We start from the raw sequence: 23455 nt of genomic DNA on the forward strand, positions 1-23455 counted from the left end.
TCCCAGCAGCCGGTGTGCGAGTCGCGGACGCGAGCGCAACACGCAAAAAGAGAATCGACGCGTGGCTCAGGGCGTCGGCGCAGCCTTCTGAAGCGCTGTTTCGGCGATGTTTCCACCGTAGTCGGCGCTCCGAGAGACGGAGTCGACGATGAGGCCGAGGAGTTGCGCACGGGCAGGGTCGAGGTCACGGAGCAGTTCGTCGATACTGCGGGCGCGTTCGTCGATCGCCTGCACGGCCTCACGGGCTTCGTTCGCGAGTCTGGTCGCCTCGGCGCTGTCTTCAGAAAAGAGCGCGTCCATGCCGCCGTTGACGACCTTTTCGGACTCCTTGAACAGTTCCTCCATGGCCTCGATGATGTCTTCGTTGACCGGTTGTTCGAAGTTCAACGAGAGATGCGCAATCTTCGTCGCGTGGTCTGCGATGCGTTCGAGCTGGCGGGCAGCAGACTGGTAGTCGAAGCACACCTCGCGGGGTAAGCCGAGTTCTTCCGCGGCTTTCGGGGTGCGGAGCGTGGCGCGGAAGATACGAGAGACGACCATCCAGAGGCGGTCCACGTCGTCGTCGCGCTGGATGACGTCCTGTGCGAGGTCCTCGTCCTGCTCTGCGATGGCGGCGATGGCGTCTTCGAGCATCGACATCGCGATGAGTCGCATGCGCGTGACCGCGTTGTGAATCGAGAGTTCCGAGGAGTCGAGCAAGTCGCGGATGACGACTCGGTCACGCGTCTCTTCGAGGACTTCGAGGCCGACGAGGCTCTGTGTCGCCTCGCGAATCGTCCGTCGCTGGTCGGTCGTGATGCGAGAACTCTCGAGGGCGATGATGTCGAATCCGCTGACGTACATCGTCATGACTGCCCGTGTGAGTTCGTCTCCGTCGAGGTCCGAGATATCGAGGGTGCCCTCAGTGCGTTCTTCTTCCGAGCGCGGAGTCAAGAACAACGAATCTCCTTCGGGATAGAATTCGACTTCGCTCCCTGCGGAGACGCCGTTTTCGGTCGCCCAGTCTTTGGGGATAGAGACGGTGTAGGTAGATCCTCCCGTCACCTGCACCTTTCGAGTTTCGACCATATTCGTGTCTGTGCGCTTCAAACAATAAATCTGTCTATTAATATATAGTGCGAGTGCCAATTACTAGGCTCTCGGTTGATAGTAGAGAAACAAACACATCTCCGAGCGATTATCTACAGGAGAGAAGTAACTCCCTACTTCCACCGTGGTGTTCGTCCGTTCTACACGAACTGTCCCATCGGGTAGTGTGATTCAAACTCGCGCTCCCGAAGGGAGAAATCCTCGAAGTTGTACGAGTTTTGAACGATGGCTATTCGCATGCTACACATTACAGAACGTATCACTATATAGTTGTCATAGCAGGGTATTTACCCGTAACTAGAATCGAAAATGGTGATGACGCGTAACTCGGACGTCCTGTCCCGGCGTTCATTCTTGGTCGCTTCGGGTGCGGCCGGGCTCGCTGGTCTGGCTGGTTGTACCGAACGCAACCCGGCGGTAACCGGGAATGGAAACTCGGGCACCGATGGGGGCAACTCGGGTACCGATGGCGGTTCCGAGGGTTCAGGTTCCGTTGGCGGTGGAGATCTCTCTGGTTCCATCGACATCGCAGGGTCCTCTACTGTCTTTCCGCTCGCGACGGCTATGTCTGAACGGTTCCAGAAAACGAACGCCGGAGTCAACATCAACATTCAGTCCACTGGCTCCGGTGGTGGGTTTGCTAACTACTTCTGTGCAGGCGAGACGGACTTCAACAACGCATCTCGCCCAATCAAACCCGAAGAACAAGACCAGTGTTCTACTGAAGGTGTCAATCCTGTCGAACTGAAGGTGGCGACTGACGCGCTGACCGTCATCGTCAACAACGACAACGACTTCATCGGCGAGGGACTCACCGTCGAACAACTCGAGACCATCTTCTCCGCCGAGTCGAAGCCGGCGACGTGGGCCGACGTGAACGCCGACTGGCCCGACGAAGAAATCGAAATCTTCGGTCCCACTGACGCATCTGGCACGTACGACTACTTCATCGAGGCAATCCTCGGCGAAGAAGGCCCGGACCATCGCCAGGACTACTCTGCAACAGAACAAGACCGCACCATCATTCAGGGTGTCGAAGGCTCGGAGTTCGCCATCGGCTACATGGGCTTCGCGTACTACAGTGAGAACAAAGACAGAGTGCAAGCAGTCGCCATCGACGACGGGAATGGCTACGTCGAACCGTCGCTCGACACCGCACTCGCCGGAGAGTACACACCCCTATCGCGCCCGCTGTTTACGTATCTCGCCAAGGAATCGCTGGCAGAGAAACACGTTGCCGGATTCGCACGCTACTGGCTTCACATGTCGACGAGCAAGGAAATCGTCGCCGACGAAGTCGGCTACGTCCCCCTCAGCTACAAAGAACAGGCGGGGATGCTCGCGAGACTCAATTCGGCCATCGAAGAGGCCAACTAACCCTCGAGTGACAGCATAGGCTCCCAAAGTACGCGTTCAACATTCACAAACACACAAACCAATGAGTACAGATGACCTCGAATCCGACCTCACGCGGAAGACGGAGAACGCTCCGCGTGAGTTGCTGACGCGGTCGTTCTTCTTCCTGTGCGCGGCGTTATCCGTCGTGACGACCATCAGCATCGTCGCACTCCTCGTCACCGAGGCGGCGAAATTCTTCAGCATAACCGCCCCGTTGATGGGTGTCACGGGTGAAACAGCGTCTCTCGTCGATTTCCTCACCGGAACGACGTGGCAGATTCACAACCGGGAGTTCGGTGTGCTGGCGCTCGTCTCGGCCACGATGATGATTACCATCGGGTCGGCAATCATCGCGCTTCCACTGGGTGTCGCAACGGCGATTTACTTGAGTGAGTACGCGAGTGCGCAGGCCCGGTCGGTGCTCAAGCCTGCACTCGAAATCCTCGCTGGCGTTCCGACGGTCGTCTACGGGTTCTTCGCGCTCATCTACATTACGCCCGCACTCGGGGTCGTCTTACCTGGCATCGGGACGTTCAACATCCTCTCTGCCAGCATCGTCGTCGGCATCATGATCATCCCCATGGTCGCCTCCATCTCCGAAGACGCGATGTCCGCCGTTCCGGACGACCTCCGACAGGCGGGTTACGGGATGGGTGCCACGAAGTTCGACGTCTCGACTGGCATCGTCGTTCCGGCGGCGCTCTCGGGTATCTTCTCGTCGTTCATCCTCGCACTCTCGCGCGCGATTGGTGAAACGATGGCCGTCACCGTCGCAGCAGGGGCGCAAGCGAAGTTCCTCAACCCACTCGACCCGACCTCGTATCTCGAAGGTGCACTGCCGATGACGGCGGCGATGGTCCAACTGCTCACCGGTGACATCACCGGTGGTGGACTGGCCTACCGCAGTCTGTTCGCAATCGGTCTCGTCCTCTTCGTCATCACGCTCATCATGAACATCATCAGCGACTACGTCGCACAGAAATACCGGGAGGCGTACTGAGATGGCAACCCAGAGTGACACCATCGAGGGATTCGGCGAAGTCAGTCGACGGGCCGGTATCATCTTCCGGTATCTCCTGATGGGTGCGACGATGTTCGGCATCGTCACACTGGCCATCCTCCTCGTCTACGTCGCAAACGACGCACTCCAACCGCTCACCGCGGACCTCGGGTGGTATCTCGTCTTCTTCGTCACCCTCGTCGCGCCGGCGACGCTCGTCGGTGTGTACCTCTTGCGGACTAACGTGCCTGCACTCAAACTCGGTGCGCTCGTCGTCGGGATATTGGCAGTGACGGTGATGTTCAGCGGAGGGGCGGCCATCCTCTTCGTCGACATCATCCCGCCGCTCGTCAGTCTCTCGTACGCGGTTGGACTCGTCGTCCCGTTCGTCGCAGTCGTCGTCATGACGAAGTACGAAGACCAGATTCCGTTCGTCGTGCGTGTCGCGGCAACCGGTGTCATCTTCTTCCTCTCGTTGTTCGGGATTCCGGGGTACTACTACAGCATCCCCGAGCTGGTGCAGCGACTACCAATCATCCCGAGAGAGTGGGTTATCATCACGTATCTCCTCGGCGGGGCCGTCGGCGTGGCTGTCGGCCTCTACTTCGCTCGAATCCGTGAGAGTCGACGTGCAGGCGTTGTCGCGTTCGTGGCCACGCTCACCGCAACCGGCCTGTTCGCTGCCTCTGGATTCTTCACCGGCGTCAACCCGACAGCGCTCGCCGTCGTCACGGCAGGCGCGTTCGTCCCGACTGCGGCGTACGCCGGTGGGGCAGCACTGACCCGTGAACACGAGCGAGTCGGACTGCTCTTCGCGGCAGTCATCGTCTTCGGTTCGCTCGTCGGTGCCGGCCTCGTCGACGTGCTCGGCTTCGCCGGCCCGCAGTCGTGGGTCGACTGGCAGTTCCTCACGAGTTCACACAGCGGGTCCGCAGTAAACGCCGGTCTCTACCCCGCTATCGGTGGCTCGATTCTACTCATGATCACCGTCGCGGCGCTCTCGTTCCCAATCGGTGTCGGCTCGGCAGTGTACCTCGAAGAGTACGCAGCGGACAACGTCTTCACTCGATTTATCGACGTGAACATCTCCAACCTCGCTGGTGTTCCGTCCGTCGTCTACGGGTTGCTCGGACTGGGGGTGTTCGTCACCTATCTCGGCCAACCGACGGGGACGGTTCTCATCGGCGGGGCGACGCTCGCACTGCTCATCTTGCCGATCGTCATCATCTCCTCTCGCGAGGCGATTCGCTCCGTTCCGAGCGAGATGCGACAGGCGTCCTACGGGATGGGTGCGACCCGGTGGCAGACCGTCAAGAACGTCGTCCTTCCGGAGGCGTTCCCCGGTATCCTCACCGGGACGATTCTCGCACTGGGCCGGGCAATCGGGGAAACCGCACCGCTCATCATGATCGGTGCCCCCAACGTCCTGTTCAGTCTGCCGACCGAACTCAGCTCGAAAGTGAGCGCGATGCCCCTGCAGGTGTACGCGTGGTCGAGTCTGTTCGCCAGCGAGGACTTCTACACCAAGGCGGTGCCGGCAGGTGTCGTCGTGTTGCTCGCGGTTCTCCTCGCGATGAACTCGGTTGCAATCGTCCTCAGGAACAAGTTCGAAAGTGAAAGCTAATTCAGACACATGAGCCAAAAAGACATATCAGCAGCGGATGAAACGTCAGCTATGACCGGGACAGAGGACCCGACGAACGACGAGATGCTCGTCCAGACGGACGTCAGCGATGGACTGTCGACGTCCAAGTCGGGTGCGAAGATGAAGGCGAATACAATCATCCGGGCGGAGGACGTCAACGTCTGGTACGGTGACGAACAGGCCCTTCAGGACATCTCGATGGAGATTCCCGAAAACAGCGTCACCGCGATGATTGGCCCGTCGGGGTGTGGCAAGTCCACGTTCCTCCGGTGTATCAACCGGATGAACGACCTCATCGACGTCGCACGTGTCGAAGGGAAACTGACGCTTCGTGGGAAGAACGTCTACGACGACGACGTCGACCCAGTTGCACTCCGTCGTCGCGTCGGGATGGTCTTCCAGAAGCCGAACCCATTCCCGAAGAGCATCTACGACAACGTCGCCTACGGCCTGAACATCCAGGGGATCGAGGGTGACTACGACGAAATCGTCGAAGAGTCGCTCAAGCGCGCCGCCCTCTGGGACGAGGTCAAAGACCGACTCCACGAGTCCGGTCTCGACCTCTCTGGTGGCCAACAACAGCGCCTCTGTATCGCCCGCGCGATCGCGACGGACCCGGAGGTCCTGTTGATGGACGAACCCGCATCTGCGCTCGACCCGGTCGCGACCTCGCAGATCGAAGACCTCGTCGAAGAACTCGCCGAAGACTACACTGTCGTCATCGTCACCCACAACATGCAGCAAGCGGCGCGTATCTCGGACAAGACTGCTGTGTTCCTCACCGGCGGTGAACTCGTCGAGTTCGACGACACGCAGAAGATCTTCGAGAACCCCGAGAGTCAACGCGTCGAAGATTACATCACCGGAAAGTTCGGATAGCGCCACATCACGCCGACTACTGGACGCCCGACGAGGGATTCAGATTCGTCTTTCGGCGGCCGTTCGTGTTTCCTGCGAACGCCCAAAACTGAAACCAACACAAGGAATTTCACACAGTCTCACGGAACATCACACATGGCCCGCAACTCATACCAATCTCGACTCATCGAACTCGAAGAGGACGTCCTCTACCTCTCAGAGCTCGTCGCAGAGCGCGTCCGATTCGCGCTCGAAGCGCTCGAAGAGAAGGACGACGCCAAAGCACAGGAAGTCATCGAAGGCGACCACGAAATCAACAGTATCTACCTCGAACTCGAAAAGGACTGTATCGACCTGCTCGCGCTTCAGCAACCCGTCGCAGGCGACCTTCGATTTATCACTGCCTCGTTCAAGATCATCACCGACCTCGAACGTATCGGTGACCTCGCGACGAACCTCGCTGGCTACGCCATCGACGCCGAGAAAGACGTCTACCCTGAGGTCGACATCCGCCGCATTGGTGACGCCGCACTCGACATGGTCGATCAGGCCATGGACGCCTACGAGAGCGAAGATTCAGAGCTCTGTCGCTCGGTCGCAGAGCGCGACGACGACATCGATACGATGTGTTCGAACGCCTCCCAGACCGTCGTTCGCGACCTGATGACGGGTGGCGACTTCGAAGGTGACGGTGACCTCGAACCGGAAGAGTTCCTCATCGACGTTCGTCGTCTCCTCTTGACGATTCGCGACCTCGAACGTATCGGCGACCACGCCGTCAACGTTGCGGCGCGGACGCTCTACATGATCGACAACGACGACTCGCTGCTCTTCTAGCGCGACTCCGTCTTTTCTGTCTGGCAGGTCGTCGACCGGTGCACGACGCTGGTCGGCGGAAGATGCCCGAAACAAAACGTAGTGGCGAGGCAATCGCGACGGTTCGTGGCTTACTGGAAGCCGAGACGGCCGTCGCGGGTGTCGGGTGAGAGCCCCTCGCGGGCTCCGCCCTTGAACTGGTCTTGTATCTGTTCGTAGTACGTCATCAGGTCCTCGGTGATGGTCGGGCGGACCGATTCCATCGCCTTGCGGAAGTGACGCATCTCGATTTCTTTGGCGTCGCCATCCTCACGAAGTGCCTCGATGGCCGCTTCACGGCAGATAGATTCGAGGTCAGACCCGACGTAGCCGTCGGTAATCTCCGCAATCTCGCGGAGGCTCACGTCTGGGGCGAGCGGACTCGCTTGCGTGTGGATGTCGAGAATCTGCTCGCGACCTTTCTCTTCGGGCTGGCCGATGAGCACGAGGCGGTCGAAGCGACCAGAGCGGATGAGCGCGGGGTCGATCATGTCCGGGCGGTTCGTCGCCGCGATGACCATGACGTTCCCGGCGTCTTCGAGGCCGTCTAACTCCGTCAGGAGTTGGTTGACGACACGCTCGGAGACGTTGTTGCCCATGTCCTGTCCGCGAGCGGGCGCGAGTGCGTCCAACTCGTCGAAGAAGATAATCGTCGGCGAGACCTGCCGCGCCTTGCGGAACGTCTGCCGAATCGCCTTCTCCGACTCACCGACCCACTTCGACAGCAGTTGCGGGCCGCGAACCGAGATGAAGTTCGCGTTGGTCTCGTTGGCGACGGCTTTCGCGATGAGGGTCTTCCCCGTCCCCGGTGGGCCGTAGAGAAGGACGCCTTTCGGCGGTTCGATACCCATGCGCTCGAACTTCTCGGGCGTCGTCAGCGGCCACTCGACGCTCTCTTTGACCTTCTGTTTGGGCTCTTCGAGGCCACCCACGTCGTCCCACGTGACCTTGGGAATCTCGACGAGCACCTCGCGCATCGCCGACGGTTCAACCTCACCGAGTGCGCCGCTGAAGTCGTCGTTCTTGACGACCATGCGGTCGATGAGACTCGGCGGGATGTCCTCTCTGTCGAGGTCGATTTCGGGCAGGTAGCGCCGGAGTGCCTTCATCGCGGCCTCTTTGGTGAGCGCCTCGATGTCGGCACCGACGAACCCGTGGGTGTCGTCCGCCAGGTCGTCGAGGTTCACGTCGTCCGACAGCGGCATGCCGCGGGTGTGAATCTGGAGAACCTCCTTGCGGCCTTCCTCGTCCGGGACGCCAATCTCGATTTCGCGGTCGAACCGGCCGGGGCGACGGAGTGCGGGGTCGACAGAGTCGACGCGGTTCGTCGCCGCGATGACGATGACCTGCCCGCGTGCTTCGAGGCCGTCCATCATCGTCAGCAACTGGGCGACGACGCGGCGTTCGACTTCGCCAGTCACGTCCTCGCGCTTCGGCGCGATGGAGTCGAGTTCGTCGATGAAGATGATACTCGGTGACTCTTCTTTCGCGTCTTCGAATATCTCGCGGAGTTGCTGTTCGGACTCACCGTAGTACTTCGAGATAATCTCGGGGCCAGCGATAGAGAAGAAACTGGCAGATGTCTCGTTTGCGACCGCACGGGCGAGCAGCGTCTTCCCGGTACCCGGCGGACCGTGCAGAAGCACCCCTTGCGGCGGTTCGATGCCGAGTTTCTTGAATATCTGCGGGTGCTTCATCGGCAGCTCGACCATCTCGCGGACGCGCTGAATCTCGTTGGTCAGGCCACCGATATCTTCGTAGGTGATGCCGCCACCGGTCTTTTCGAATCCGGAGATTGGCTCTTCGCGGAGTTCGACGTCGGTGTCCTCGGTGACGAGTGCGACACCGTCCGGTTTCGTCTCCACGGCGATGAGCGGAATCGCCTGTCCGGGCGACCGCATGAACGGGTGGTTCGTACTCGACATCACCGGGACGATGTCGCGTTCGACCACTGGCCGCTTCAGAATCTGCCGTTTGACCATTCCGGCCGCGTCGGACCCGAACTGGACACTCGCCTCTTCCGGCGGTGCCAACACGAGTTTCTCGGCCTTCTTGGCGTCTGCTTTGCGAATTGTCACGCGTTCGCCGATGCTCACGTCGGCGTTTTGCCGAGTGAATCCGTCGATGCGGACCGTATCCGTGTTCCAGTCTTGCCGGTCTGCCCGCCACACTTTCGCGGCGGTCATCTTTCCTCCCTCGATCTCGATGATGTCTCCCGGCGAGAGCTTGAGATGGAGCAAGGTGTCCGGGTCAAGACGGGCGATACCGCGCCCCGAGTCGTTCGGGTACGCTTTCGCCACTTCAAGTTGGACTTCGTTCATTGATTACCTCGCGGGGATGCTGATACCTGTGGGAGGCCATCGGATAAGTCCTTCCCCGGTCTGGCCGGGGTGGTGTCTCCCGCTGGTGACAGCTTAGCACACAGTAGGACGGGTGAATACTAATCCCTACCGACTAAACTGATTTCGCCGCGCCGATGGAGGGCGTTTTTACCGCTACACACCCACGAGTACTATCATGAGACTCCTCGCGTTCGACGGTCGGATGGGTGCGAGCGGTGACATGCTCCTCGGAGCGCTCGTCGCCGCTGGGGCGGACCCGTCTGTTCTCGACCCTGTCGAAGACGCACTCGACATCGAATACCGGGTCCACGAGGTGGACAAAAACGGCATCCTCGCGACCAAGGTGGACGTCCTCGTCGCCGAGACAGACGGCGGTGACCCGCGTGGGGAGGGTCACGACGACGACCACGGGCGGACCCCCGACGACGAGCAACACGCCACCGCCGACAGTTCCGACGATTCCGACGGGACGAGGCGCCATCGCGTGCGCGGAACGCTCTCTCCAGACCACGGTCATTCGCACAGCCATGACCACACGCACGATCACGGTCATTCGCACGATCACGGTCATTCGCACGACCACGGTCATTCGCATAGTCACGACCACACGCACGCCGAGGGCCACGGACCCCACCGAACTTACCCCGAAGTGGTCGAACTCGTCGAGTCGATGGCCCTCCCGGCAGATATCGTCGCAGACGCGACGGCTATCTTCCGTCTCCTCGGCGAAGCAGAGGCCGACGTTCACGGGACTGACCTCGAAGCCACCCACTTCCACGAAGTCGGCGCAGACGACGCAATCGCCGACGTAGTCGGGACGTGTCTCCTCCTCGACGACCTGGACGTGGACCGAATCGTCACCGGACCCGTCTCGGTCGGCGGCGGCGAAGCGACGATGAGTCACGGAACCTACCCAGTCCCCGCCCCGGCGGTTCTCAACGTCGTCGAACAGGCCGACTGGTCCATCCGCGGCGGCCCCGTCGATGCCGAACTCCTCACGCCGACCGGTGCGGCCATCCTCGCACACGTCGCCGAGGGTGTCGAGACGCTCCCCTCGCTGTCTGTCGAATCGTCTGGCTACGGGGCCGGCGGATGGGAGTTCCCCGACCATCCAAACGTCCTTCGGGCTATCGTCGGCGACGGCGGGTCGCGACTCGTCCGCGACGACATCTCAGTACTCGAAACGAACCTCGACGACGTCTCTCCCGAGATTCTCGGAAGCCTCCAGGAGACGCTGAAAGACGCCGGCGCGCGCGACGTGTCTATCATCCCGACGACGATGAAGAAGTCACGCCCCGGTCACCTCGTCAAAGTCGTCGTCAAACCGGAAGACGCCGAACGCGTCGCCTACCGCCTCGCCGTCGAGTCGGGGACGCTCGGAATCAGAGAACACGGTGCGGGGCACCGCTGGACCGCTCACAGGGAGTTCGAGACGGCCACGCTCGACATCGACGGCGACTCGTACGACGTGACGGTGAAAGTCGCCAGCGACGCAGACGGCGTCGTCTACGACAGAAGCGCCGAGTACGACGACGCCCTCGCCGTGGCGAAAGAGACTGGCTTGACGGTTCGTGAGATCATGCGCCGGGCAGTCGAAGCGGTTGCACCGTCGGAATCTGCGTGACGTGCGAGTTGCTTCTGCGACCTCTGGCACCGTCGAACAAAACTAGTGTACTCTCCGCGCGAAACTCAGACTTCGTCTTTCATATTGAACTGTGGCCGTGAGTTGAACGGGAAGAACGTACCCGCAGGGTTGTTCACGTGCACCCACGCGTGGAGTCCCCAGTGGCCGCCGGCGAATCCCCACATGCCGTCGTCACCGTCGCCGTGGAAGAGGTCCGGGAACTGGCCATCGTACTCTGGCCCTTTTTCGAACAGATATTCGACTGCGCCGAGGATGAGTTCTTCCTTCCCGTTACCCTCGTTTTTTCCGTAGACGAGTGCACTGGGTTTGGTGATATCCACGTCGTCGTCGTAGTTCTCGATGAAGTAGTCGTGGTTCACGTAGTGATACCCCATCCCCGGGATGAACGGGCTTCCGAGCACGTAGCCGTCTTCGATTGCCTTCCGAACGTCGGCGTACTTCGACGTGGCTGCCCGGACAGACGCCAACTCGCGCTGGAGTGCCCCTCTGTGTGCCGCCGCTGGCGTACTGAACCCACCCACAGCGAGTGCGCCGACTCCAAGTGCTTTCAGATACGTTCTGCGCCCGATTGAATGCGTTCGTGCGTTCATCAGTGTGGAAAAGGGGACGCCAGAGGACCGGATAGCTATGAACCCGTAACTGTGTCTCTCTCAGTTTGGGGACCTGGTTAGTGGCGCGTTATTCGTTCCGGTGAAACCACTATTCAGATTCGGATTCGTCAACCAGAAAGTCCCGAACCAGCGGCACGAGGTCTGCCCCGAATTCCTCTGGGACATCGTGACCCACACCGTAGAGTCGGACCGTCTTCGAGTCTTCGAACAGCCCCTCGAACGTCCGCAGTTCGGCCGGTCGGAACGCGCTGTCCGCCATGCCCCAGATGAGTCGCGCGGGGATGTCAGCGAGCTTCTCGCGGCGTTGCCACAGCGACGAGAGCCACGCCTGTGACCCGATAATCTCGCGTGGGAAGACGGCCGTTCCGGTTCGGTCGTTCTGGTTAGCCAACCGATACTGAAGACGTGCTGCGTCAGTGAACTTCGACCGGTCTGCGAAGCCTAGTGGCATAATCACTCGCGTGAGCAGGTCGAAGCGCTCGCAGAGTTCGCGGCCGATTCGCCCACCGACGAGTCGTGAGTAGCGCGCGAAGTGCGGGTCGTCGGTGACGGGCCACAGCCACGTGTTCATCACGACGAGACCGGCGACGTTCTCAGGATGTTCGATGGCGTACGAGAGACCGATTGGCCCGCCCCAGTCCTGGACGACGAGGACGACATCCTCGAGTCCGAGTTCGTCGATGAACTCCTCGACGACGCTGGCGTGGTCTTCGGGCCGGTAAGAGAAGGCAGGTGGTCGCTCCGACAGACCGAACCCGAGGTAATCGAGTGCGACACACCGATACTCGTCGCGGAGGCCGCGAATCAGGTGTCGGTAGAGAAACGACCACGTCGGATTTCCGTGGAGCAGCAAGAGCGTCGCCGCTCCACCGTCGTCGGGGCCTTCGTCGACGTAGTGAACCGCGCCGGCCGAGAGACCGAGACACTTCGACTCGAACGGGTACATCGACCGGTCGACCCACCCGGTCTCGGTGTGGGCCATCGAGATGGAGTCGTCTATCGCAGTCGAACTGATGGAAGTCATACCAACTGTACGCTCGCAAGCACGATAAAATACGAACCGGTCGAGAACACGAACCGGTCGAGAACGTGGCCGTCGCTACGTCTGTCGCGTCCGGTGTTCGGTGAGTGCCTCGTCGATACTGAGTTCACCGCCGGCGACCCGGCGGGCGAGTTCGTCGTCGATAGTCCGGCTATCGTCTGAGACTTCCCGAGAACGGGCCTTGATGCGCTTGAGTTCGCCCTCGGTCGGTTCTATCTCGCGTGACTCGATGGGTTCGCCGCTCATTCGAGCGATGTTGACTGCGGCGAGCACGTCGCCCATCCCGCGCGCACCCGTCCCCAGATACGGCGTCGTCCCCGTCTCGTCGACGAGTTCGACCGAGATGTCGTCGAGTTCGTTTATGAGTTTCGCGCCCTGAAGACGCGCCCCGTCGCCGATTCGGACCACCGGGTCGACAGCGTCTTTGATTTCGCGCCGGATAACGTCGACTGCGTTCGCCAGTGGCACGTGAAACGCAGCGACGACCGTCGAACCGGTGAGAATCGCGATTCCGGGTCTCGTTCCGGGGTCGACACCGACGACCACTCGCCCACCGCCGCCACGGAGTGTGGCGAGTGCTTCGTCGACGGCGCGACGCGCGTCGTCGCCGGTTGCGGTCACTCGTGAGACGTTCGTCTCAGTCTCGATGTCGTCATCTGGTCCGGTGATGAGGACACGTGTCTGTTCTGGGAGTTGGTCACCCGGTTCGATGGTGGTGAAGCTGACACCCCGACTCCGTAATTCTGCCACGGCTTCGTGGTAGAGTTCGAAATCCGTGGTCGCGACGACTATCACGGGTGGGGGTTGGCGACGGGAGTGAATAAATCGTGTTGCGTCTGCCGCCACGAGCGTGCCGGGTGGACCGAGGACTTTTTCGGGTGGTGGTGCGCACTTCACTCCGTGACAGAGCCAGTCTCCACCGGATGCGCCTCGCTCGACGACCTGCTCGACGGTGGGTTCGAACGCGGTACCGTCACGCAAGTGTACGGTCCGCCAGCCGCCGGCAAGACGAACGTCGCACTCTCTGCGGCCGTCAACGTCGCTGCCAACGGCGGTACCGTCGTCTACATCGACACCGAAGGACTGTCAGTCGACCGTTTCCAGCAACTCGCAGAAGCCGTTGCGCCCGCCGACGTGGAGGACGTGACCTCGCGACTGATGATCAGCGAGGCGTACGATTTCGAAGACCAGGAGGAGGCTGTCCGCGACGCCGCCGAGTTCGTCGACCAGGCCGACTTGATCGTCGTCGACTCCGCGACGGGGTTCTACCGACTCGAACGAACTGCGGAAGGCGACGGCGGCGAGTCACTCCGTCGCGTCGCCCGGCAGGTGACGCACCTCCTCTCGCTGGCGCGAAAACACGACCTCGCAGTCGTCCTCACGAATCAGGTGTACTCCGACCCCGAGAGCGACCGGACACGCGCACTCGGCGGGCACACGCTCGAACACTGGACCGGAACTGTCGTCCGTCTCGACCGATTCCGCGGTGGGAACCGACGTGCGACGCTCGAAAAACACCGTGCGAAACCCGCAGGCGAGACGGCGACGTTCAAGATAACCGACCGCGGGCTCTCCAGTACGGATATTTAAAAAGAGGTCGACGGGGCCGAACTCGGTCGGCCCGGCGTGGTTCGTCAGCCCAGTATGATTCGCCAGTCGGTTCAGACGCGTGTAATCCGGACCCGGATTACAGGTCGTTCAGTTTTCGCAGCAGTTGCCCGCGGTAGCGTTCGTCAGCCTCGAAGCCCTTCATCTCGAGTACGTTGCGTTCGAGTTTGTCGAGCGCGACGTGGAATGCGTGTTCCGACCCGTAGCCTTCGCCACTGCCTGCCAGTTGGCCGTGACTCGTGCGGAGTCGAATCTGGCACTGGATGAGCGGCGTGCCACGGAGTTTCTCCTTGTGTTCGTGGAAGCGAACGTGCGCGTGGAGAACGCTCATCCGCTGGTACTTGTCGGCCACCTCGGTGATGGCTGAGATGATGTTCTGGCGGCTCAGCGTCTCCAGCAGGCCGATGTTCGTGACCTGTACGTCCATTCGCTCTTCTTCCGTGTAGGTGAGCGCACGGAGCACGTCAGTCTTCGTCAGCACGCCGAGCACTTCGCCATCGTCGTCTGCAGGCGTGACGACGAGGCCGGCGATGTCGTTTTCGAGCATTCGGGCGACTGCGTCGCGGACGCTCTCGCCGGGCGTCGTCGTGAGCGCCGGACTGGTCATCAGGTCGTAGACCGGCAGGTCTAACATCCGGTCGGTGTCGCCACGGCGGTCCTGTTTGCCCTGTCGGCCCTCGTCGCGAACCATGAACTCGACGAGGTCGTACGTGGTCAGGACCCCGGTGAGACGGCCATCGGGAGTGAGGACCGGGAGGCGCGAGATGCCGTGTTCGCGGAGTCGGTTGATCGCCTGTCCGAGGTGGTCACGTTCGCCGATGGTGACTACGTCGTCGGTGTAAATCTGTTCGACGGTCAGTGCGTCGAGATTCTCGAGAACGGCTTCGAGGATGCCGTTCTGCGTGATGACGCCGTACCGCTTTTCGCCCTCGTAGACGGGGGCGACTTTGGTGTCTCCCTCGACGAGCATCCGCGCGACTTCGCGCACGTTCTCGTGTCGGTCGATTTTCGGAACCGCCTTCGCCAGCGCGGCGGCTTTGGTGTTGTCTTCGACGTGCGAGTTGATGAGTTGCTTCTCACCGATGACACCCGCGTAGTCGCCGTCCTCGACGACGATGATTCCTTTAGGGTTTTCCCGCTCGAAGATTGAGCGGACTTTGCCTAATCGCTCGTTAACGTCGACCTCGATGAAATCATGAGTGGCGATATCAGCAATATCCATAATACATCGTGATATACAACGTGTCCTCTCTTGAAACTTCGTCCCGTTTCCACCGGTCAGGAACCACCGGAATCGCAAGGCCACGGCGAGACTCAACCGGCGAATTCTGACGAGAGACGGGCTGTGTGGGTGTTTGACACACTCAGTTCAATTGATAACATGCCACTCGAAGAACATCACGCCGACGGTACACCGAATCGTCGCGCGCGATTCTCTCTAATTGTCGGCGGATTTCGCCGCTAGTGTGCGACCGACACACGGAAATCCAGTTTCTGAATGTTCTCCTAATTCTGGGAGTAGGGCTGCCCTAACCCCGAGAATTCAAACATCTAGCCTCTCCATACTTACACGCTTTCCAGTCGTTCACCTTTTCGAGAGTATGGTGACTCCTGACAAGAACTCTGAAACAGATCGCCACGATGGCGAAGAATCGCTCCGAGCTGACGGCTCGGGGTCCGCTGAACTGGTCCCAACGACCGGTTTCAACGCAATGGCTGCGCGAGCGATGGAACTTCCAGTCGCAGCCACTGACCGCATCGAATATGGGCCGTCCGAGGTCCAGACAGAAGACGACGAATCCGTCGACGAATCGGCCGACGAAGCACCCCCAGAGACGCTCCGAGACGCAGTGCTCCGAGAAGTCAAGGCGTTCTTCGCCGACCTCGACGAGGAGACGGCGTTCGCACCCGCTCCGAGTGACGAGTTCATCGAAGCGAACTTCTTCGACTTCTCGTTCCTCGAAGGCGTCCAGGATATCGAGCACTACTGGGTGAACAAGCCCTTCGCGTTCGTCTCGGTTCTGTACGACCACACACAGCGCGAGTACCGCTACCACGTGAGCGAACCCGTGCTCGACCACTTCGAAACGTTCGTCCGCGACGACCTGACGAAGATTCTCCGCAACAGCCTGTTGTACCGCGACTTGGACCACGAAGGCGACCGAGAGGACATCTTCGACGACGAAGCACGAGATATCATCTCGGAACACGCTGCGACGGTCGAAGACGGCTCCCTCTGGAAGCTGTTCTACTTCCTGCTTCGCGACTTCATCCACTTCGGTCGTGTCGACCCGATTATGCGCGACCCGGCAATCGAAGACATCTCCTGTGACGGTGACGGTGTGCCGGTCTACATCTTCCACGGTGTCTACCGCGACATGCCGACGAACGTCGTCTTCGACGACGGTGACCTCTCGTCGTACACGATTCGCCTCGCACAGCGTGCGGGCAAGCAGGTAACCGTCTCTGACCCGCTCGTCGATGCGAGTCTCCCAGACGGCTCTCGCGTCCAACTGACGCTCGGGTCCGACATCGCGACTCGCGGGTCGAACTTCACGATTCGGAAGTTCGCAGACGAGCCGTTATCGCCAGTCGACCTCGTTCGCTGGAACACCTTCAGCGTCGAGCAGATGGCGTACTTCTGGCTCGCCATCGAGAACAACCGCTCGCTCATCTTCGCTGGCGGGACGGGGTCTGGAAAGACCACGTCGATGAACGCCGTGTCGTTCTTCGTCCCCGGATACGCGAAGGTCGTCTCCATCGAGGACACGCGCGAAATCACCCTGCCGCACGACAACTGGATTCAGTCTGTCACCCGTGACACCTTCACGGCCGACGGCCGTGGCGAGGTTTCGATGTACGCGCTGTTGCAGGCCGCCCTCCGGCAGCGCCCCGAGTACCTCCTCGTCGGTGAAATCCGGACGGAAGAACGCGTCGCACTGACCTTCTTCCACTCGATTGCGACCGGCCACACCGCGTACACGACGTTCCACGCCGACTCCTCGGAGGGCGTGGTTCACCGGATGCGGAACGAACCGCTGGGCGTCCCCGCACAGATGCTGTCGGACCTCGACATCATCTCCGTCCAGAAACAGATCCACCTCGACGGCGACCGGACGCGCCGCAACATCGCGGTCACCGAAATCGTCGGTGTGGACGAAGACGGAGAAGTTCAGCTCCGAGACGTGTTCAAGCGGAACCCGACCAACGACGTCCACGAGCGAGTGGGCGACTCGAAGATTCTCGACGAAATCGCGGCCGAACGCGGGTGGACCAAGGCAGAACTCCAGTACGAACTGGACGTTCGCGCCGACGTCCTCCGCTACATCGCCGCACAGGGAATCGAAGACTACCGTGCCGTCTCTGCGATGATTCGACGCTTCGAACGTGACCGTGAAGGTCTCCTCGCTCGCGTCTACGCGGAAACCGACCTCGTCACTGTGGAAACAGACGACGAAACGTCGGACGACGTGACCGGCGACGATGTCGACGAAGGCGAGCTCGCAGCAGAGGCCGAAGAGATTCTCTCTGACCTCTTCGACATCGAAGTTGGCGACGAAAGCGAATCGGCCGATGGCGAAGACGCCGACAGCGTCGACGCCGAAACCGACAGCAACGATGATGAAGATGGTGAAGACGCCGACAGCGTCGACGCCGAAGATGCCGACAGCGACTCTCCCGCCCACACGTCCGAGGACGACGCCGATGCGTCTGCTGATGAAGACGTGAGCGACGAGCAGGATTCGGAGGAATCCGATGCCCGCTGATTCACCCTCCTCGGTCCCACTGCCCGACTACGAAGTCGAGCAGTACTTCCCACGAGAACACTTCGACGAATCGCCAGAAGACGTTCGTCGGCTTCGTGCCCGATACGGGTACGTCCGAACGTACTTCAAGCGCCACCCGGCAGGTCACCGTGACCTCCAGCGCTGGCTGAACCAGTCCCGCGTCGGGATGACCTACGACGAGTACCTCACCCAGTCTATCCGACTGGCGTTCGTCGCCGGCGTCATCGGGTCCCTCATCGGTCTCGGTGCGACCCTCGTCCTCACTCGCATGGGCGTGCTGGCCAACGCCAGTAGCCCTGTGAGCTTCGGCGTCGGCTACAACCTCATCGCACCGCTCCTCCCGTACAAGGTTCCAATCCTCGGCGCGCTGCTCGTCCTCGTACTGGGCAGTCTGTTCGGTGCAGCGACGTACTACACGCGGTACTACCTCCCGAAACAACGCGCCGAGATGCGTGGCCGGAGCGTCGACATCCTGCTCCCCCACGCTATCGTCTACATGTACGCGCTCAGCCACGGCGGGATGAGCTTCCTCGAAGTCATCCGCTCTGTGGCCGATGCACCCGACTACGGCGAGGTGTCTCGCGAGTTCGAGATGATCGACCGCGACATGGACCTGTTCGGCAACGACCTGTTCACGGCCCTCCGCAACGCGCGGAACCTGACGCCGTCGCTCAACTTCGAGCAGTTCCTCGACGACTTGCTCTCGATTCTCGACTCCGGTGGGGACGTCAGTGCCTTCTTGGACCGTGAGTCGTCGACCTACCTCGAAGAGGCACGTGACGAACAAGAAGACTTCATCGAGACGCTGTCGATGCTCTCGGAAGTGTTCGTTGCGGCGTTCGTCGCCGCACCGCTGCTGCTCATCGTCACCCTGATGGTCATCAGTTTCCTCGGCGGCGACACGATCGGCCAACTGTACGCGCTGAACTACCTCATCTTCCCGCTGGGGATGGCGTTGTTCTTGCTCCTCATCGACGTGCTGTCGGCACCGTACACACAGGACACGGTTCGAACGAAACACGACGTGACTATCGTCGAAGAGATTCGCACGGCCATCCGTAACTTCGGTGGCGTCGTCCGCCGCGAGATAGAACGCGCCCGCGAATCTCGGTGGGGAACCGACACGGCGGTCGCATCCGATGGTGGCGTCGTCGACTACCGACACGACCACTACCGCCGAGCGAACGTCGTCTACGACCTTCGCAAACTCATCGGGAACCCCCTCGATATCATGCAGCGACAGCCGTATCTCTCGATGATTATCACGGCCCCCATCGCGATTGCGGCACCGTTCGTCGCTGTCTCCCTCGGCCTTGCGACGCCCAGTATCGAGGCGATGCTGGCCGACCCGTACAACACGACGGTGTGGCTCGTCGTCTTCCCGTTCGCTATCGTCGCGATCCCGCTCACCGTGTTCCACGAAATGCGGACGCACCGGGAACGAACCCTCGAGCGGCGCTTCCCCGACACGCTCAACCTGCTGTCGAGTGCGAACCAGATGGGTATCCCCCTCGTGGAAGCCCTCGCGCTCGTCTCGCGGTGGTCGACCGGTGTGCTCGCGGACGAACTCCGCTCACTCCGAAACGACATCCGATGGAACTACGACGCCCACTCGGCGCTCATGTCCTTCGCTGGTCGCCTCGGCGTCCCGCAACTCTCGCGGGTCATCCGCCTCATCGCGAGCGGTGGCCGAACGAGTGGTGACCTCTCGCGGGTCCTCAGCGTCGCCGCCGAAGACACGCGGAACCGCTACAAACTCGAGAAATCCCGCCGTCGCGCGATGGGGTCGTACATCGCCATCGTCGTGATGGGATACCTCGTCTACCTGTTCGTCATCCTCATGCTGGGTGCGAGTTACCTCGCTCCCCTCGCCGAGATGTCCGCATCCGGCCAGACTGGTGGCGTGAGTGGACAGGGACTCCCGATGGGACTCTCTGCGGTCCCGCTGGCTAACTTCCACGTGGTGTTCTTCCACTCCGCGCTCATCCAGGCGGTCGGCAGTGGCCTCCTCGCTGGAAAACTCGCAGACAACAGTGCACTCAGTGGCCTGAAATACGCCCTTGGCCTCTCCGCGCTGGCACTCGTTGCCTTCGCCTTGGTGTAAACACATGACTCACAAAACCCCCTCCAAACACACACAATCGCCACTCAGGCACGTATCGCGCGAGCTCGTCGCCCGCTTTGGAAGCGGCGGCTCGCACCTCCGAACTGACGACCGAGCTGCATCCGCAATCCTCGGGACGATGTTCGCGTTCGCCCTCGTCGTCTCCGTCATCGCGATGGTTCAGGTCTCGGCGGTTCCCGCGTGGAACCAGCAGACCGAGTTCGAACACCTCCAGACCGTCGAGGGAGAGTTCGCGACGTTCGACGAACGTATCGCGAAGGCCTCCACTGGCACGCCCAGCAGAGCCTCCCTCGAAGCCGGCGTCGACTACCCAACTCGCGCGTTGTTCCTCTCGCCCGCTGCAGGGTCCGGAACGATTCACACGACAGCACCCGCGACGGCGACGATAACCAACGCACAGTCGGTTGGCTCGTCCGCAGGGTACTGGAACGGTGATGCTCGCGAGTTCGACTCGCAGATGCTCGTCTACCAACCCGACTACAACTACCTCCAGAGCGACCCTGCTCTCACCCACGAGGGCGTCGCTCGGTACACGAAGTACGATTCGGGTGAGGTGGGCATGACCCAGTCGCTCGTCGACGGAAACCGCATCTCGCTGGTCCTCCTCGAAGGCGACATCAACGTTGGCGCACAGGACGCGACGACGTTCAGTGTCGTCCCCGTGAGCGCCGGCACCGACTACATTAGCGTGACCGACAACGGCACGCCGATTCAGATATCGCTCGCGACGCGTCTCTCGGAAGCGTCGTGGAACGACCTCCTCGCGAGTGAACCCAACGCGCACGTCGCGTCGTACTCCACTGGAGCGAACCACAACACCGTCGTCGTCGAACTGGCCGGTGGGAAAGTGTACGACCTCCACATCGCTCGCGTGGGTATCGACACGCCCGGCGAACCACAAGAGCCCACGTACATCGTCGATATCGCCGGCAACGGCGCGACGCTCCCGCCGGGTGCCTCGCACCTCGCGGTGGTCGAAGTTCGTGACGCACAGAACAACCCGGTCGTCGATGCGAAAGTCGCGACCGACCACAGCCGCGTCGAAGCCCGCGACACAGGGTCGTGGTCGACATTCACTGACGAAAACGGTCGTGCGACCTTCGTCTACACTGCCCCGGGTTCGCCCGATGGAATCGTCCCCGACAGCTTCGACGTGTACGTTCAAGATGCCGATGGGACCGAAATCGACCGCGTGACGTTCGACGTGGAGACCCGAGAAGGTGGCCCATCGTCGCCTGACCGCGGCCTCATCGCCGCAGTCGACGACCCCGGCCAACCCTTCGAAGATGCAAACGGAGACCGCATCTACAACGCTGCTGACGGCGACGTGCTCGTCAACGCGAGCGACGTACAGGACGGAACCTACGCCGCCGCCAGCGACAAGATGCTCGTCATCCCGCCGAGTGTCGGCACCATCGTCGCATCGGAGATAGACCTCAGCGGTGGCGAGGGAATCTCGCTCCACGTGGACCTCATCGCGACCAAGAACGACATCACGCTCGACGGTGGCGACGGTCCCATCTACGCGATTGGGACCCGCCTCACGTCGGCGTCGAACAACGTGTACATCGAGACGACGGACGTCGTTGACCTCACCGGTGCCTCCATCATCTCGCTCGGCGACGTCGAAATAACCGCAGATACCGGTATCGACATCACGAGAACCGGAATCACCTCCGAAAAAGACACTGGCGTCCTCACGATTACGTCCAGTGGCGACATCGAGGCCAGTGACGCAGACATCTCCGGTAAAGGTGATGTCTCGGTCACCGGTGCGACAGTCGACCTCTCTGGTGCCGGTATCTCCTCGACGAAGGACACCAAGACGCTGGAAGTGACATCGACAGCAGGCGGAATCAACCTCGTCGGCGTCGTCATGGACGGTGACGGTGGTATCTCCATCGAATCCGCACGAAGCGTCTACCTCCTCGGTGGCAGTCTCTCGTCGTCGAAGACAGGGTCTGACATCGGTATCAACGCAGGGACTGGCATCAGCGCGGTCGAAGTCTCGATCGTCGCTCCCGGAACCATCGACATCGATGCAGGGACGTACGTGAACGTCGAGCGGGCCACGATAACCGCCAACAGTGACGACTCGGGTAACGACAACCTGTACATCGTTGCAGGAGTCGAAACCGACAAGCAGGACGTCGACTGCACTGGCGCGTCTATCACCCCGTACGACCCAGACGACGTGGAGTGTTCAATATGAGCCTCCGACCGGTTGCTGGGAGTTCGCGTGCGACTTCCGAAATCCTCGGTCTCGTGTTCGCGTTCGCGCTCGTCGTCTCGGTCATCGCGACGGCGCAGTTGGCCATGACTCCGGCGTTGACCGCCGGTGACGAGGCCGACCACCAGCACCGCGTCACTGCTGACCTCGCCGAACTCGACTCGGCTGTCTTCGCTGCTGCCGGCACTGGCGACGCAGGGCGCGTCGCAGTCGATACCGACGTCTCGTACCCAGAGCGGTATCTCCTCGTCTCGCCCCCGCACGCGACCGGAACGTTCGCGACTGACTCGGTCGGTTCGGTCACACTCTCGAACGCGACGGCAGTCGGTGCAGCGAGCGTCTACTGGGACGGGACAGACCGAGTCTTCCAGACAGAATCGCTCGTCTACTACCCGAACTACGCCGAGCGCACGACAGAGACCCTTCACGTCGAATCGGGTGTCGCATACCTCTCGGCAGGAGACGGAACCGAAGTCGTCCACCGACAATCGCTGGTCCGCGGGACTGACATCACGCTCGTGCTCCTCGAAGACGAACTCGACGGACAGACCGTCGCCGGTCAGACTGTCAGATTCGCCGCAGTCACTTCGAGCGACCGGACCCTGACGGTTCGGTCTGGGAGCGACCCGCTGACCATCACGGTCCCGACGACGCTCTCAGAAGAGACGTGGCAGGACCTCCTCGCTGACGAACCGTACGTCACCGACGTCACGTACGCACCAGCAGGACCTGGCACGGACCACGCAGAGCTGACAGTCAAACTCGCACCCGGCCTCTACGACCTCCACCTCGCTCGCGTGAGTGTCGGCTCGTCCGAAACCGGCGGATACGGAATCGCAGAAGGAGCCGATGACGATGCAACCGACTCAGTTGCGTACCTCGTCCTCGAATCGCCCAACGGAACGTGGGTTCCGAACGGTGGTCGAGAGACGGTCGTCGTGCGGGCGTTCGACCGCTCTGGCGCTCCCGTCGCGGGAGCCGAACTCACCTGGACTGACGGGACCTACGGAACCGTCTCTGCACCAGACGGCGTCATCACCGACGAAGACGGCCGTGTCGAGTTACGCTATCAAGCAACTGACACCGTCACCGACGCCATCAGTGACGATTCGATGACCGTCTCTCTCGCGGGCGACCCGACGAAATCGGTCACCGTCGTGTTCGAAATTCGTCGATTCGACGAGGAGGTCGACCTCTACGAGGACTGACCCCGGTTCGG

17 protein-coding genes are annotated in these 23455 nt (G+C 61.2%); 11 read left to right on the plus strand and 6 right to left on the minus strand.

Annotated elements, in window-relative coordinates; translation table 11 throughout:
- Nucleotides 1–66 precede the first annotated feature (66 nt).
- Entirely contained in the window at nucleotides 67–1068 is a 1002-nt protein-coding gene (locus ACK3SC_RS13045; protein ID WP_416840624.1) for a PhoU domain-containing protein, read from the minus strand.
- A 336-nt stretch (nucleotides 1069–1404) separates the two neighbouring features.
- Between ACK3SC_RS13045 and ACK3SC_RS13050 the strand changes: the two genes are divergently transcribed.
- From ACK3SC_RS13050 to phoU, 5 genes are all read left to right on the plus strand, one after another.
- Nucleotides 1405–2466 carry a PstS family phosphate ABC transporter substrate-binding protein gene (locus tag ACK3SC_RS13050; protein WP_416840625.1) on the plus strand — a complete coding sequence of 354 codons (1062 nt, stop codon included), beginning with the start codon at nucleotides 1405–1407 and terminating at the stop codon, nucleotides 2464–2466.
- A 61-nt stretch (nucleotides 2467–2527) separates the two neighbouring features.
- The gene (pstC, locus tag ACK3SC_RS13055) at nucleotides 2528–3487 is read left to right on the plus strand and encodes a phosphate ABC transporter permease subunit PstC (RefSeq protein WP_416840626.1); all 960 of its coding nucleotides are present in this window, start codon (nucleotides 2528–2530) and stop codon (nucleotides 3485–3487) included.
- Between the two features lies 1 nt (nucleotide 3488).
- A complete protein-coding gene (gene pstA / locus ACK3SC_RS13060; protein ID WP_416840627.1) occupies nucleotides 3489–5111 on the plus strand; it encodes a phosphate ABC transporter permease PstA in 1623 nt (540 codons plus the stop codon).
- 51 nt (nucleotides 5112–5162) lie between these two features.
- Nucleotides 5163–6011 (plus strand): phosphate ABC transporter ATP-binding protein PstB, encoded by an 849-nt coding sequence (pstB, locus tag ACK3SC_RS13065; RefSeq protein ID WP_416840628.1) that lies wholly within the window; start codon nucleotides 5163–5165, stop codon nucleotides 6009–6011.
- 135 nt (nucleotides 6012–6146) lie between these two features.
- Entirely contained in the window at nucleotides 6147–6827 is a 681-nt protein-coding gene (phoU, locus tag ACK3SC_RS13070; RefSeq protein ID WP_416840629.1) for a phosphate signaling complex protein PhoU, read from the plus strand.
- 110 nt (nucleotides 6828–6937) lie between these two features.
- Here phoU and ACK3SC_RS13075 read toward each other — a convergent pair whose 3' ends face one another.
- Nucleotides 6938–9166 (minus strand): CDC48 family AAA ATPase, encoded by a 2229-nt coding sequence (locus ACK3SC_RS13075; protein ID WP_416840630.1) that lies wholly within the window; start codon nucleotides 9164–9166, stop codon nucleotides 6938–6940.
- A gap of 196 nt (nucleotides 9167–9362) precedes the next feature.
- On the opposite strand from ACK3SC_RS13075, the gene larC reads away from it, so the two are divergent.
- The gene (larC, locus tag ACK3SC_RS13080; protein WP_416840631.1) at nucleotides 9363–10811 is read left to right on the plus strand and encodes a nickel pincer cofactor biosynthesis protein LarC; all 1449 of its coding nucleotides are present in this window, start codon (nucleotides 9363–9365) and stop codon (nucleotides 10809–10811) included.
- Between the two features lie 65 nt (nucleotides 10812–10876).
- Here the strand turns inward: larC and ACK3SC_RS13085 are convergent, their stop codons facing one another.
- The 3 genes from ACK3SC_RS13085 to ACK3SC_RS13095 all read right to left on the minus strand — a co-directional run bounded on the left by ACK3SC_RS13085 (nucleotide 10877) and on the right by ACK3SC_RS13095 (nucleotide 13280).
- On the minus strand, nucleotides 10877–11422 hold the full coding sequence (locus tag ACK3SC_RS13085; RefSeq protein WP_416840632.1) for a hypothetical protein: 546 nt from the start codon (nucleotides 11420–11422) through the stop codon (nucleotides 10877–10879).
- Nucleotides 11423–11531: 109 nt separating this feature from the next.
- Nucleotides 11532–12467 (minus strand): alpha/beta fold hydrolase, encoded by a 936-nt coding sequence (locus ACK3SC_RS13090; RefSeq protein WP_416840633.1) that lies wholly within the window; start codon nucleotides 12465–12467, stop codon nucleotides 11532–11534.
- Between the two features lie 75 nt (nucleotides 12468–12542).
- A complete protein-coding gene (locus tag ACK3SC_RS13095) occupies nucleotides 12543–13280 on the minus strand; it encodes a hypothetical protein (RefSeq protein WP_416840634.1) in 738 nt (245 codons plus the stop codon).
- Nucleotides 13281–13385: 105 nt separating this feature from the next.
- Here ACK3SC_RS13095 and radB point away from each other — a divergent pair, with 105 nt between their 5' ends.
- Nucleotides 13386–14075 carry a DNA repair and recombination protein RadB gene (gene radB, locus ACK3SC_RS13100; protein ID WP_416840635.1) on the plus strand — a complete coding sequence of 230 codons (690 nt, stop codon included), beginning with the start codon at nucleotides 13386–13388 and terminating at the stop codon, nucleotides 14073–14075.
- A gap of 97 nt (nucleotides 14076–14172) precedes the next feature.
- Here radB and ACK3SC_RS13105 read toward each other — a convergent pair whose 3' ends face one another.
- Nucleotides 14173–15315 (minus strand): CBS domain-containing protein, encoded by a 1143-nt coding sequence (locus ACK3SC_RS13105; RefSeq protein WP_416840636.1) that lies wholly within the window; start codon nucleotides 15313–15315, stop codon nucleotides 14173–14175.
- A 379-nt stretch (nucleotides 15316–15694) separates the two neighbouring features.
- Here ACK3SC_RS13105 and ACK3SC_RS13110 point away from each other — a divergent pair, with 379 nt between their 5' ends.
- From ACK3SC_RS13110 to ACK3SC_RS13125, 4 genes are read left to right on the plus strand one after another with little or no spacing between them, the layout of a single operon-like run.
- A complete protein-coding gene (locus tag ACK3SC_RS13110) occupies nucleotides 15695–17860 on the plus strand; it encodes an ATPase, T2SS/T4P/T4SS family (protein WP_416840637.1) in 2166 nt (721 codons plus the stop codon).
- Nucleotides 17850–19985, plus strand: a complete 2136-nt coding sequence (locus ACK3SC_RS13115) for a type II secretion system F family protein (protein WP_416840638.1) — start codon at nucleotides 17850–17852, stop codon at nucleotides 19983–19985. Before ACK3SC_RS13110 ends, ACK3SC_RS13115 begins: the two co-directional genes overlap by 11 nt.
- A 4-nt stretch (nucleotides 19986–19989) precedes the next feature.
- On the plus strand, nucleotides 19990–22218 hold the full coding sequence (locus ACK3SC_RS13120) for a hypothetical protein (protein WP_416840639.1): 2229 nt from the start codon (nucleotides 19990–19992) through the stop codon (nucleotides 22216–22218).
- Complete coding sequence (locus ACK3SC_RS13125; protein WP_416840640.1) at nucleotides 22215–23444, plus strand: hypothetical protein; 1230 nt, start codon at nucleotides 22215–22217, stop codon at nucleotides 23442–23444. Before ACK3SC_RS13120 ends, ACK3SC_RS13125 begins: the two co-directional genes overlap by 4 nt.
- Nucleotides 23445–23455 lie beyond the last annotated feature (11 nt).

The sequence above is a fragment of the Haloferax sp. DFSO52 genome (assembly GCF_048158745.1).
In the GTDB taxonomy this organism is placed as follows: Archaea; Halobacteriota; Halobacteria; order Halobacteriales; family Haloferacaceae; genus Haloferax.